Source organism: Njordella aestuarii, from assembly GCF_056494165.1.
On record NZ_CM151397.1, the window covers coordinates 24,133 to 38,061 of the forward strand.

7 protein-coding genes are annotated in these 13,929 nt (G+C 51.3%); 6 read left to right on the forward strand and 1 reads right to left on the reverse strand.

The annotated features are described in order from the left end of the window. Window positions 1-793 precede the first annotated feature (793 nt). The gene (locus SH451x_RS00110) at window positions 794-3,838 is read right to left on the reverse strand and encodes a zinc-dependent metalloprotease (protein WP_479360197.1); all 3,045 of its coding nucleotides are present in this window, start codon (window positions 3,836-3,838) and stop codon (window positions 794-796) included. A gap of 352 nt (window positions 3,839-4,190) precedes the next feature. Between SH451x_RS00110 and SH451x_RS00115 the strand changes: the two genes are divergently transcribed. The 6 genes from SH451x_RS00115 (at window position 4,191) to SH451x_RS00140 (ending at window position 13,915) form a co-directional block, all read left to right on the forward strand. Next, window positions 4,191-5,432 carry a hypothetical protein gene (locus SH451x_RS00115; protein WP_479360198.1) on the forward strand — a complete coding sequence of 414 codons (1,242 nt, stop codon included), beginning with the start codon at window positions 4,191-4,193 and terminating at the stop codon, window positions 5,430-5,432. A 217-nt stretch (window positions 5,433-5,649) separates the two neighbouring features. Further along, window positions 5,650-6,375, forward strand: coding sequence for a 1-(5-phosphoribosyl)-5-[(5-phosphoribosylamino)methylideneamino]imidazole-4-carboxamide isomerase (gene hisA / locus SH451x_RS00120; RefSeq protein WP_479360199.1), 726 nt, complete (start codon window positions 5,650-5,652; stop codon window positions 6,373-6,375). A gap of 53 nt (window positions 6,376-6,428) precedes the next feature. Continuing rightward, window positions 6,429-8,168, forward strand: coding sequence for an L-arabinonate dehydratase (gene araD / locus SH451x_RS00125; RefSeq protein WP_479360200.1), 1,740 nt, complete (start codon window positions 6,429-6,431; stop codon window positions 8,166-8,168). A gap of 11 nt (window positions 8,169-8,179) precedes the next feature. After that, window positions 8,180-9,103: a dihydrodipicolinate synthase family protein gene (locus SH451x_RS00130; protein ID WP_479360201.1), complete on the forward strand. Its 924-nt coding sequence runs from the start codon at window positions 8,180-8,182 to the stop codon at window positions 9,101-9,103. A 235-nt stretch (window positions 9,104-9,338) separates the two neighbouring features. After that, window positions 9,339-10,247 carry a glycosyltransferase family 2 protein gene (locus SH451x_RS00135; RefSeq protein ID WP_479360203.1) on the forward strand — a complete coding sequence of 303 codons (909 nt, stop codon included), beginning with the start codon at window positions 9,339-9,341 and terminating at the stop codon, window positions 10,245-10,247. 578 nt (window positions 10,248-10,825) lie between these two features. Beyond that, window positions 10,826-13,915 (forward strand): peroxidase family protein, encoded by a 3,090-nt coding sequence (locus SH451x_RS00140; protein ID WP_479360204.1) that lies wholly within the window; start codon window positions 10,826-10,828, stop codon window positions 13,913-13,915. The last annotated feature ends 14 nt before the right edge of the window (window positions 13,916-13,929 follow it).

Sequence of the window (13,929 nt, forward strand, 5' to 3'; positions counted from 1 at the left end):
TGAAATCTGCCTTCGTCGTAGCCATTCGTCGCTCGCTAACTAGCTTGTCTGGCGAGCGAGGAATGGTGACAGAGAAGGCTAAGATTTCATTCCCTGCCTTTGTTGGTGAATTCCAAGGGAGCCACCTCAAAGCAACAAACAATAGTGATCCACGGTCTATTTTTTCTGGGAAATTCCAGTTCAAAACCCCTCACCCCCGACCCCTCTCCCCGAAACGGGGCGAGGGGAGAAGATGGCAAGGGGTTACGCTTGGGGCATGTGACCTTTGAAGAGTTGCGTTGCTCCTGCATAGCTGAATTGCAGCAGCGCACTGTTACTCCTAAAATGAATGCACGGCGCCGACAACTCTCCCCCCCTCGCCCTTGAGGAACGAAGGGGTGAGGGGCTTTCGCGGCAGGTAGCAGATATGAAACGCAGTCGTGCACGTTCAAAAGAATCGATTCAATTCGCTAAGTCGCAAAGACGAACAGCCAACGAGTTTGCCGATGCCGTTTGGCAATAGATTCGCAATCGCCAATGTGGCAATGCAAAATTTCGTCGCGAAGTTCCCGTACCTCCTATGCGGTCGACTTCTGTTGCATGGATCTGAACTTGGTGATCGAAGTTAGACGGTGAATCACATATGACAGAAGAAGGCAAGCGGCTGGATCGAGAGCGTGATCGACGGAATACGAAGCGCTCGTGCAGGCTCCAATTTAGCGCAACAAACCCTCACCCCCGAACCCTCTCCCCGAGACGGGGCGAGGGGAGCCAGATTCATGGGTGAATTGCTACACCCAAACTCAAGTTTCCGCTACTGCTTCGGTGCGTCGGCGGGGAAGGCTTGGTTGAAATCGTGCGAGAGGACTTTGCCGTCTTCACCCAAAATCAAGATCGTTCCACCGCCGCCTCCCATGTTTTTCGGCATGTTATAGATGTACTGACCGTCGATGGCTTTTTCAATTCGGTGCGACGCTTCACTCAGGTGCGCAACCGAGTACGGGTCGAGCGCATCGCGGGATTCCAGCGAATTATCGATCTTTCGCTTGATCTCACGCAATTGCATCACTGCCAATGTTGCTATTGGTTTCATCGCCGCGTTGCCATCGTCAGGCAATGCAAGGTCAATCAAGCGTTCCATATGTTCACGCTGCAGATTTCGACGCAACGAACTGATTCGAGGCTTGCGAGCCGAGACTTCGCCTTCCGGTTTACTTTCCAGTTCGCTCCACGCAGCACTCAAAATCTTCTCCATCAGTTCAGGAAGTACCAGCGCATCTTGATCCGCCGGAATCAACTGCTCGTTGTCAAAGACTCGCCGTAGAGTTGTCGGATTCATTAACATCGTCAACGTCGCCGCTTGCATGCTGAGTACTCGGTCGTGGACAGGGAACGTCGAATCGTTTGTGACGCTGTCCTGCTCGTCCCACCACTTGTCCAGAGTCATACGCTCAAGAATCTCTGGCGTCAGGCCATACGACGAATCAGGAAATGAATTGTCAATCACGAACTGCAATGCGGCTCGTTGCGTGTCGGCATCGATCGGTTCAATCGGCTTTCGATCGCCAGGATCGCCCTTTTTGTCACGATTGATACTTGCACCTCCTACCCAGTTGCCCATCATTTGAACGGCCTTGAGTTGCATACCTAATGTGATTTCGTATCCCTCGCGAGCTTTGGCCCAGGAGTTCCCCTTCTTCACGTAACGCTCTAGCAGCCTTTCGCGAAACTTCTCAACTAACCGCATCTGATTATTGGCATAATCCAGCGGATCTGCCGAATAATCATAGCGTCGTGCAAGTGGGTCGGGTCCGTAAGTGTCTTCATCGGTAGCGTACTGCAACTCAGGCTCAGCAACACGTTCCAGGATTTTATCCAGCTTGGCGTCGTCGGGAGTGTAGCCGTATTCGATGGCCCACAAGTCGTATGGCCCGATGCCTATCATCGTGTAATCGCCACGGGTATCGCCGACTTCGAGTGGAATGTTGATCGGTAAATAATCCATTACCGAACCAGCCAAGGCTTTCTTGCCACGAATTTCTTCCGAGTTGATCTTTTCAAGGTCATAGACGCTTGATGCTTTGAAGTTATGCCGCAGACCAAGCGTATGGCCAACTTCGTGCGCCACCAATTCGGCTAGCAATGGACCGATAAAAGACTCGGGCATGCCGTCAAGCTTGTCTTCTTCGTCTTCTTTTTCTGCAACCTTTTCGTCCTTCTTCTTGTCGTCATCCTTGGCTTCATCGGCTTTTTCGTCGTCGGTCTTTTCATCGCCCTCTTCTACCGGCTTCTTCTCGTCGTCCGACTTTTCGCCATCTTTCTCCTCGATGCTTTCTTTATCGTCCTTCTTCTCTTCCTCTTCTTTCTTCTCCTCGGCCGATTCCTCATTTGCTAATTCTGCGACCGAAAGCATTTCAAAGGCCATCTTGCCCATGGCGATCTGCAGTTTCTTGCCGCGCGCCGCCAAGCACAGGCCATTAATCTGACTTGTTCGGCCAGCCAGACCATCGAATGGGTTATCACCGATCAGGGTTCCATGAACCCTGGTGATTGGATGGCCTGCCATCGGCTGGCTGGCACTCGAGGCGATAATCGAGCTCATGTGTCTGCGATCGGCTTCCGGCGCAAAGCGAATGCGTGGATCCCAACTAGGATGATCAGCCAGCCAAGCGAGAGTTTCAGGCCCCATGCCCTCCGTTGCAATTTCTGGCATCATTTCTTCGAACTGGATCTGGAAGTGACGAATCCAACCATCGGTCAAAATGATATCTGCATCGAGAATTTCTCCCGTCAGAGGGTGAACTCGCGAAGGCCCAATCGCTGTTCCGTTGTTGTTGTTCAACCAACGAATAAAATTGTATTGCACATCTTCGGGATCAAGATCCATATATGCGCCGGTCGAAGCATCTTGGTAATAGACTTCCACAGGGTCAGCAAAACCAATCTTTTCGAAGGCCTCATTCCAATACTCAACGCCTTGCTTGACCCAACGGCGATAGCGAACGGGAGTCGTATGCTCGACATAGAATCGAATGGGCTTGACCGGCGGGGAGACTTTCAGCTTCGGATCTCGCTTTTCGAGTCGCCAGCGATTGATATAGCGGGTTTTGACGTCGTCTTCGCGGTACTTTCCTAAGTCGCTGTAAGCCGTCGAGAAATAACCAATGCGTTCATCGGAGCGTCGTGGGCGGTAGCCGCCTTCTTCAGGTACTTCGCTCAACGAATAGTGCAAGGTCTGCAAAGTACCATTGCGTCCGACGGTTTCGAAAGCCATTTCTAAATTCTTACTAAAAGCTTTCGCCTTCACGATTTTGGTTAATTGCGGCTTGGTAGGACGATATTCGTTACCAAAGAAAGTAGACGCGCTTTTGACGAGCAGTTCGTCTGCATCAATAACAGGGCCGCCCCGCGGAACCATCGTCACGATGGGCACGTCGGCTAGAACGCGGTCTGTAAAGAGTCTTTTCACGCTCGACTTAGACTCGGGTTCACCCGTTGAGCGAATGTCGACATTCGGCAGGATGAGAGCTAGGCGGTTGTCATACTGGCGCCAATAGACGTAGTAGTCACCCGCCTGAAGGCCTGCGTATTCTTCGCCGCTACTAACTGTCAATGCAATAAAGTATTTGCGGGTGGCAAAATCTTTCGGCAGTTCGATGTAGACCTGCGCGTCCTTCTCACGCTTGTACAGGTTCCCTAGCGTTTGACCATCCGGCGAGCGGGATTCGACCTTTTCATATCCTTCGAGTATCTTTTCCGATGGAGGGAACTCTGGCTCCTGGGCGCTAACGATGGTTGTGGACCACGCCATCAAGATAGTAAGCGGAGCGATAGCAAGCGAGGAAAGTTGAAAACGCATTCGGTAGATCCAAAACGAGTAAATCAGTTAAAGCTCTAAAAGCGGGAATTTTGCGGGTCAGGCAATCATTTGCCAAGTTTCCGGATGCAATGCCCCAGGGCTCATGTCAGCATCCGTTAAAATGGAGAGACGGTCAAAAATTTAACCACCATTCTTTCCAAATTATTAACCAATAATGAAGCCGCGTCTATCAAATACGGCAAATCTGCGGATAGGGTTGTTTGTGTGGATTGTAGTGGTTGGTGGGCTGGTTGGCGTGCGAAAGGCAGCGAGCATTCGAGACCTTTTTGAAAGTTCGCCCAGTTTTCTATCAATAATCGTAGTCTGACTTCGAATCAAAAACGAGTGAAGCGTGTCCAGCCAAGGAAAATCCGATCATGAAAAAGTACCCAGCGCGATGATGGCAACTCTAGCAATCTCGGAAGACTTCGCAGTTCCTGAAGTGGCCGAAACAAAGAGTTATACGGTTCAAGCTCGTAGTTGGCCTGTTCGATTCGCGTCGCAATCACTGCGGCTTTCCATGCAGCTTGCCGTTTTTCTCTGGCAGTTTGCGTGTTTGGTTGTGATCTTGTCGATAGCAGCAAGCTTGCCAATCATCCAGCTCGCTAGCTTGGGTTATCTGCTAGAAGCGGCGGGGCGATGGGCTCGCGGCGAGCGGCTTGGGCGATGTCTGCCCGGATTGGTAGTCGCCGGGTACATCGGAACCGCTGCTTTCTGGATCGCCTTAACAAGCATCCCAGTTTTCGTTGTACGGGATTTGTCAGCGTCGGCTCACTTCTTCGCGCCCGGTACGTCACAGGACATCGGATGGCGCATCGGCTCTGCCATTATCGGAGCGATATGGTGCGTCTACGTGTGGTGGGCTTTGCTGCGTGGTGGAAGAGTCTATCACTTTATTTGGCCAGCTCCTCTGCGTTTCGTTCGCGAATTTTTTCGGCCAGCGACATGGACCAGCGCCGCTGATAGCCTGAGCAAGGCGGTCGAAAGCATTCGATTGTTTTATCTACTGCGCATCGGATTTTTCGGCGCTCTCGGAACCCTGCTCTATTTGATAATCCCAGGCCTACTGATGATTGGCGGCCTCAAGGCACAATCGGATGGAGCACGCGGTCTGCTAACACTCGCGGGGATTATCACCATGATGATCGTGCTGCAGTACCTACCATTTTTGCAAATGCGTTATGCCCAAACCTTGAAGTTCTCGTCGTTCATTCGACTGAGCGATGTGCGACAAGGATTTCGTAGGGCGCCGTGGCTGCATGCGGTTTCTATGGTGCTGCTGGTACTTTTTTCATTGCCGCTATATCTACTGAGAATCGAGACTCCTCCGTCTCAACTGATTTGGCTGTTGTGTATCTTCTTTGTGCTTTTCAATCTGCCTGCTAAATTTCTTGTCGGATGGGCAATCCGGTACGCTGACCGCCGCACTGTCCAGCGAGCTTGGTACAATCGCTGGCCAGCATGGTTGCTGATGGTCGCCAGCTTTCCGATATACATGCTCTTTTTATATCTTGCGCCGCTTTCCAGCTGGGATGGTTCCGCGGTCATGATTGTCCAGCACGCATTTCTGCTGCCGGTCCCCTTTTTGCCGTAGCTGTACAAACGTCGCAAAATCGAGGATTCTGCGAGCTGGCTTGTTCACAAACTAGCGCCGAGGGTTATTCTCGAAACTTCCAATGTTTGTTCTAGTAAGTGCCGGCGCGGTCGGACGCTGTTCGCCGATCATTCCGAAGAACAAAATTGCTGGCGACGCATTATGCTGTGGCCACTGAATTCACGACGTTAACTACGAGCGACCGGTTTCCAATACGATGCAGATATGGCCTGCGATTGATCTTCTAGGCGGACAATGTGTCCGGTTACAACAAGGTGACTATGCGCGAAACACTGTCTTTAGCCCTGATCCGGCAGCGACTGCGTTAAAGTGGTTCACGGAAGGCGCACAGTGTTTGCATGTTGTCGATTTGGATGGCGCAAAGTCGGGCAGCATTATCAACGAAGAAGCCATTTCAAGCATTCTGAAAGTTGCGGGTGATCGCCCCGTTCAACTAGGTGGTGGAGTACGCAATGAAGCGACCATCGAGCGTTTGCTCAAGTTGGGCATCAGTCGCTTGGTGGTTGGGACTGCGGCGTTGAAAGATCCCGACTGGTTTGCTGCGATGTGTGAAAAGTACGTAGGCAACATGGTGTTGGGCGTCGACGCGCGGGACGGCTTCGTATCGACCGAAGGGTGGCTTGAAACCAGCCAAACGCCTGCCGAAGATCTTGTACAACAAGTTGCCAAACGCACGAAGGCTTGTGTTGCGGTCGTCTATACCGATATTGCGATGGATGGCATGATGGCGGGGCCGAATTTTGGCGCATTAGCGACGATGCAAGCGGCGAGTCCATTCCCGGTCGTAGCTAGCGGCGGAATTACAACGATCGCAGATGTCTCTAAGCTGACCGCTATGAATACGGACGCTTGTATTATTGGACGGACGCTTTACGAAGGTCACATATCGCTGGCTGATGTGCTTGCCGCGGCTGCTGTTTGAAAGCAGCGGATCTTTGTTGGTTTCCAGCAACGGAAAGGCAGTGTAACGCGGCTATGACAACAGGCTCGCAAAACGAAAGTCACGATCCCCAAAAACTCCGTTCATACCGTTGGTTTGGCCCAGATGATCTTCGTAGTTTTGGTCATCGATCACGTTTAAAGGGCATGGGTTTTGACGATATCGATTATCAAAACCGACCGATTGTCGGCATCTTGAATACCTGGAGCGATTTGAATACATGCCATTCGCACTTTCGACAACGCTCGGAAGAGATTAAGCGGGGCGTGTTCCAAGCGGGTGGCTTCCCCGTCGAAATCCCGGTCATGAGCCTGGGCGAAATGATGATGAAGCCGACTACGATGCTCTATCGCAACTTGCTGGCGATGGAGGTCGAAGAAGTGCTGCGTTGTCATCCGATCGATGCGGCTGTGCTGATGGGCGGCTGTGACAAAACAGTACCAGCGATGTTAATGGGGGCAATCTCGGCCGATATTCCCTCCGTTTTTTTCCCGGCCGGGCCAATGTTGAAAGCGTATTGGAAAGATCAAACGCTGGGCAGCGGATCAGACGCTTGGAAGTTTTGGAACGAGCGATGTGCAGGAAACTTCTGCGACGCCGATTGGAAAGGAGTCGAAGACTGCATTGCGAGATCCCCCGGCACGTGCATGACCATGGGGACAGCGTCGACGATGGCAAGTATCGCTGAAGTGTTAGGATTCGCGCTTCGGAAGTCGAGTAGCGTGCCAGCCGTTGTGTCAGAACATAGTCGGCAGGCTGCGATCGCAGGTCGATTGGCTGTTGATCTGGCATGGAAGAATCGAAAGCCATCTAGCTTTTTGTCCAAAGCGTCCTTCCAAAACGCAATGATTACTTTGTTGGCTATCGGCGGATCGACCAACGCCATCGTGCATATCATCGCGATGGCCAGGAGAGCTGGCGTGCCACTGGAACTCGACGAGTTTGACTACTGGTCACGCCGCGTGCCAGTGTTAGCGAATCTGCGACCAAGCGGTACCTATCTCATGGAAGATTTTGATCTAGCGGGTGGTTTGCCCGCCCTGCTCTCGCATCTTCAAGATCTCCTAGACATCGACGCGCAATGCGTTGAAGGCCAATCGCTCGGCCAGCGGATTGCAGGTGCGGAAACGATCAACTCGGATATCGTTCGCAATCGTGACACGGCTTTGTATCCCAATGGAGGGCTGTGTGTCTTACGAGGCAATCTGGCACCCGGCGGGTGTATCATTAAAACGTCGGCTGCAGACCCAAGGCTACTGACTCACCGTGGGCCGGCACTGGTATTCGATAACTATCTACACATGAAGTCGCAATTGAATGCGGACGATTTGGACGTCACAGCGGATACAGTCTTGGTGTTGCGAAATGCAGGGCCACAAGGAGCACCTGGGTTTCCAGAATGGGGCATGCTTCCTATTCCTAAGAAGTTGCTCATGCAAGGCGTTCGGGATATGGTCCGTATCTCTGATGCGAGAATGAGTGGCACGAGCTACGGCACGTGCGTCCTTCACGTTGCACCGGAGTCGCATGTCGGAGGTCCGCTGGCTATCGTTCGCAATGGTGACTTTATCGAGATAGACGCCATCAATCGTCGAATTCACCTCGATTTGAGCGATGACGAGATTGCAAGTCGGCTTGCACAATGGACACCGGTAGAAGAAAAATTCACGCGAGGATATACGCGGCTTTTCAAAGACCACGTAACTCAGGCCAACGATGGCTGCGATTTCAACTTCTTGGCAGGTTCCGACAACCGTGACCCTGACATCTTTTAATAGAGATACGAATGGATATTAAACCAATCACCAAAGCTCGGCTCGCTCAAAGCGTCATCGCAGTTCCTCCTTTGTCTCGCAATGATCGAGGCGAGGTTTGCAAGCAAGAAAACCAGAAGCTGGTAAGACATCTCGAAGCGGGTGGCGTCGATACGTTGCTCTATGGCGGCAACGCAGTATTCTACCATTTACGCTTGTCCGAGTTTGAATCGACGCTAGGAATGCTAAGTGAGATCGTTGCGTCTGACACACTGGTCGTACCTAGTGTTGGGCCGAGCTATGGGCTGATGATGGATCAAGCGGACATACTGCGATCGTTAGATTTTCCCACAGCTATGATTCTGCCTTCGGTCGAAATTAATACACCGTCGGGATTGTGTCGCGGAATAAGAAAATTTGCAGAGTCTTACGGTAAGCCCGTCGTGCTTTACCTCAAGCACAATCGTTGGATTAGCCCGTTGGAAGTGAAGAAGCTGGTCGACGATGGACTGATATCCTGGATCAAGTATGCCGTGGTCTTGCCCGATCCATTGCAGGACGATTACTTGAAAGAGATCGTCGAACTCGTTTCACCATCGATGATGGTCAGCGGTATGGGAGAACAACCTGCGATCGCCCATATGAAGTACTTCGGTGTGACGGGATTTACAAGCGGCTGCGTCTGTGTTGCGCCAACGTGGTCCATGCGAATGTTGCGAGCGATACAAGCCAAGGATTGGGCCGTCGCGGAAGAGATTCGACAGAAATTCAAGATTTTGGAGGATCTGCGAGATGGAATCAATCCTATCCGAGTTCTGCATTATTCTGTTGAAATGGCCGGAGTCGCCAATACAGGCCAGATCACGCCCATGCTGGACGCTCTTAGCGATTCGCAGAATGCAGATGTCGCGACCGCAGCACGAGAGCTAATGAAGTGGGAACAAAGCGCCCGCTGAGCATGATTCAAAGCATCTTGTTGGCCGTAAATCTTGCCCCGGCTGCAAATCTTGCCAGGCTTGCCTTACTGGACCGGGCGACAATGTTTGAACATGCTGAATGGTTCAGACCGAACAACACTTAAAGACAGTTCGATTAGATCTGTCGTGGCAGCAAGCGTGTGCGATCACACCTTAAAGCTTGCAAAACGCCAGAGGCGAAAATCGCGTTTTGAGTATCAGAAGGGGTAATTTTGTGCCTCGTCTCTCCATAATAGTACCGCATTTAGCGAACGAAGCTGCGTTAGAACAAACGCTCGTTTCCTTGCTAGAACATCGTAGCTCCCAAGTGGAAGTCATCGTTGCCCATAGCGGTGACTATGCCGATCCGTATTGTTTGAGCGGCGATGAAATCACGCTCCTCGAACTGGATCCGCAGTCCACTGCAGTTGATTTGATCAACGAAGCTGCAAGCGCAGCGACATCGCGAGTAGTGCAAATCTTGATGCCTGGGACCGTGGTCGCGGATGGCTGGTACGAAGATGTGCTGCCAGCCTTCAATGATCGTAAGGTAGCTGCAGTTGCGGCGGCGACGAACGTCACCGGGACGCAAAATCCTGTGATCGGTATCCGAGCTTCCCAGCTCCCACGTCGCCAGTTGGTTTCCAGTATTGAGACAAACGAGCAAGCGTTTCCGCTGATCAACGGCGGATATTTCAGCCGCAAGCTCTTGCTCAGTTTGGGGGGGCTGTTCACGGAAGGTTCGCTGGCATCTGCTGAGGTTGAACTGGCGCTGGCCTTGCAAGCAACAGGAGTGATGGTGGCTCGGTATGCAGAAGCCAAGCTTTCCACCGGTCAAGTGCTACCCGATTCGAAAGACGTTGGCTATGGCGATGGTCAGATGCTAGGTCGCATCGCTCGTGCCTACGCCAACTTGCCTGAGTCGCCGATAAAGCTTGATAGCCTCCCGGTTCGCATGGGACGACTGGCTGCTAGCCTTTTCAATCCTGTATCAGTCGCGCATCGTTTAGGTTGGACGTTCGGACTCCAAGATGGCTCGTTATCGAGGACCATCGCCAATCGAATCGCCGCTGCACAGGATTCCTGGAACACCTATCTTGAGATGGCGGGCGAGCGGAGTGAAAACTTGAGCCGCGCAGCCTAGAGGGATCTTTGCTATGAATGCGCAGAAGTAGGATTCTGCGCATTCGAGAATCTTAAGTTTCATCGAAAGCTGTTCTAAGGCAAAGAACGCCGGCGGCTGGCTCGACTATCCATTCTGAAGGCGCTTGCTAGCCGCAGAAGCGTCAAAATTTTTCTCAATCGTCGCAAAATTTTTGCGAGCGTTTTTGACCCAGATCGCTGACCAAGTGATCAAAATCAGCTTGCCTTAAGGGCGGCTCGTTTCAAAATTTCGCAGATGTCAAAGGGATGTCTATTCGTCCGATTTAGGGACATGGAATCTCAAGTTTTTCTAGGCAATTTCTCTGTCAAACGAGTTCATTGAATTCGCTTTTCGACCAACTAAACTCGTCAAAACGCAGCCGATTCTCAGTCTCGTTCGTGCTCAAGCGTTTGTTGAGTGTTACGTTGCGCTGAACATGGCGTTACTAATCCGATGCAACAGGCGGACTGCAAGGTAGTCAAATTGAGCAAACGTTTGGGCGAAATAAATCGCTGCGATAACTATCCCTATGTGCTCCGGTTCAACGCCTGACAATAGTCTGGCGCCAGGTTTAAAGCATGATGAAGAGAATAAAGAGTCCGTCGAAAATAAGTCCAGCCAACCAGCGTGATGAATTTCTGTCACTGCACCTCGAAACGCTAGAAAATCGGCAGATGCTGTCCGCAGTAGACATCTTTGCAGCCGGAGCAACGAACGAAGAAACAATTCAACTCAAGATTGACGATGTCGTCGTGCAGACTTGGGAGAATTTGGGTGGAAATGCAGACGCCGGGGAGTTCGTCAAGTTATCGTATGCAACCGATCAACAGATTGCAGTCGGGCAAGTGAAAATCGAGTTTATCAATGACTTGTATACCCCCGAGCAAGGAATTGATCGCAACGTGCGAGTTGGCGCAATCGCTATCGATGGAATCCGGTTCGAAACAGAGAGTTCGTCTGTCTTTTCAACCGGGACATGGAAGCAGGAAGATGGCATACAGCCTGGTTTCAGGCAAAGCGAATATCTGCACACCAATGGCGAATTCCGCTTTGCCAACCAATCTATCATTGAAGTCTACGCACGTGGCGAAACTGCGGATGAACGGATGGTCTTGCAAATTGATGGACAAGAAGTAGCTAGCTGGCAGGTTGACCGTGAGCTGAAAACTTACCGCTTTGAAATCGCGGATTCCGTCAGGCCTGATCAAGTTCGTATTGCCTTTACGAACGACGCCTATCGACCTGAGGAAGGTATTGATCGGAACTTGATTGTCGACAAAGTTGTAATCAATGGAACTGTTGTAGAAACGGAAAGTGCTGGGGTGTTCTCGACTGGGACTTGGGCAGCGGCTGATGGGATCGCGCCTGGATTTCGACAGGGCGAATACCTTCATACTAACGGCTACTTTCAATTTGCGTTAGGATCATTGGGCGAGATCCAGCGCCTGGATGGCGTTGGTAACAATCTGAGCAATCCCACATGGGGAGCTGCCAACGAGCAGTTCGATCGAGTTGCTCCGGCCGCGTATGCCGATGGCTTGAACGCGCCATCGCTGACCAGCAACCCTAATCCTCGCGACATTAGCAACGCTGTTGCAGCGCAAAGTGAGTCGATTGAAAATGATCGCTTCATAACCTCCGTGTGGTTCCAATGGGGGCAATTCCTGGATCACGATATAGCTCAGAGCTTTAGTCTTGATCGAACATTGCCTGTAGAACCATTTGCCATCAACGAAGAAATGGCTTTCACCCGCTCTCCATTTGATCGAACAACGGGTATTACATCACCACGCGAGCAAATCAATTTCGCATCATCCTTTATTGACGGCGGTGCGGTATACGGAGCCAATGCAGCCACCACTTCGGCGCTGCGAGCTCATGTCGGGGGACGCATGGCTTCGATAGTCACCGACGTGGGTGAACTATTGCCGTTGAGCGATCAGGGGTTTCTCGCGGGAGATGTTCGCGTCAATGAGAATATCGCTTTGACGGCGATGCAGACGCTGTTTGTCCGTGAGCACAATCGTATCGCTGGCGAGCTTGCGGCGACGGAGTTTGCAGGACGTGATTTAGCCGATGCGGCGGTTGACGAAGAAATCTTTCATCGAGCTCGGCAGATTGTAGCGGCCTTGATTCAGCACATCACTTACAACGAGTTTCTCCCAAGCACGATCGGCTTTAACGCCATTGCGACCTACAAAGGCTACGACCCAAACGTCAACGCGACGCTGTCCAATGAATTTTCTACGGTAATGTATCGTCTAGGTCATACGACTTTGCCGAACGAATTCTTGATTGGTACTGACGGCGAGACTATCTCGTTGAAGGATGCTTTTGCAAGCCCCGCATTCATTACTCAACGAGGAATCGATGAAATATTTGCTGGGATCGTGAAGCAAAAGATGCAAGAAGTTGACAATCATATTGTCGACGGGGTGCGTAACTTCTTAAACGCGGGACCAGGCGGCTTTGATTTGGCTGCGAGAAATATTCAACGTGGTCGTGATCATGGCTTGCCCGACTATAACACGGTCCGCGCTGCGATTGGGCTAAGTAAAGTAGCAACCTTTCATGATGTTATATCCGATGTCGAACTCGCAAACAAACTGACTGAACTTTATAGTTCGCCGGATCATGCCGACCCATGGATTGTCGCCATTTCGGAAGACCACGTTCCAGGCACTAGCGTCGGACAAACGATCTACGCTTACATGGTCGATCAGTTTACTCGGATGCGCGATGGTGACCGTTTCTACTTCGAGAACTATCTTGATTCGAAATTGATTGCAGAAGTCAAATCGACACGCCTATCGGACATTATCAATCGCAACACGGGGATCGAAGTGCAGGACGAAGTGTTTTGGACGCCCGACACGCTTGTCTTCCGAAACAATCTGGACAACAAATGGATCATTCGCGACTTTGGTGACAACGGCGGAGTCGAAGTTGTATTTCTTGGAACGCCTGGCCAACGCGATTCGAGCAACTTGGTAGAGACCGTTGCCGTACGACGTGATGAACCGATCAACGCTATCGTCGTTGCCGGTACGAATGAAAATGGCGATGGCTTTTTTGTGCCCAACGTACTTGCTCCAGCACCGTTAGCCGATCTTGGAGTCGACGAGTTTATTGTAACAGCGACCGTGGACTTCTTTGAAGCGTATGGCTTGGGTGGAAACGATCGTTGGGTAGTCGAAAGCAATATCGCTTCTATATTCGCTTCAGGAGACGCTGGCGATGACGAACTGGCCGTCAAGAGTTTCGCTCAGCATAGTCAAATTGAGCTTACGGGCGGAAGCGGCAACGATGAAATTACCGTTCTTGCTCCAAAGTCCACGTCGTTCAACATTGATGCTGGAGGAGGAACAGATAGCATCGTCATCTTTACGGATCGATCGTCGACTTTCACGCTTGATGGACATGAATCGGCGGCGATAGTCACAGCGGATTCATTTAATCTGCTTAGCTTCGAGCCAATCAAAGTCCAATTGCAGCGTGACAATATAGAAGTCGACGGGCAGAGTTATCAAGAGATTGTTGAAAGCACGCGCTGGACAGGCATGTCGAGTTTAGGCTGGAAGTCGCATTTGAACCACCGTCTAAATGCACCGTTCGAACAAGCTTACGCTCTGCCATGGAATCTGAACGTACGCGTGTTGTGGATTTAATGAGCGGTAGGCAA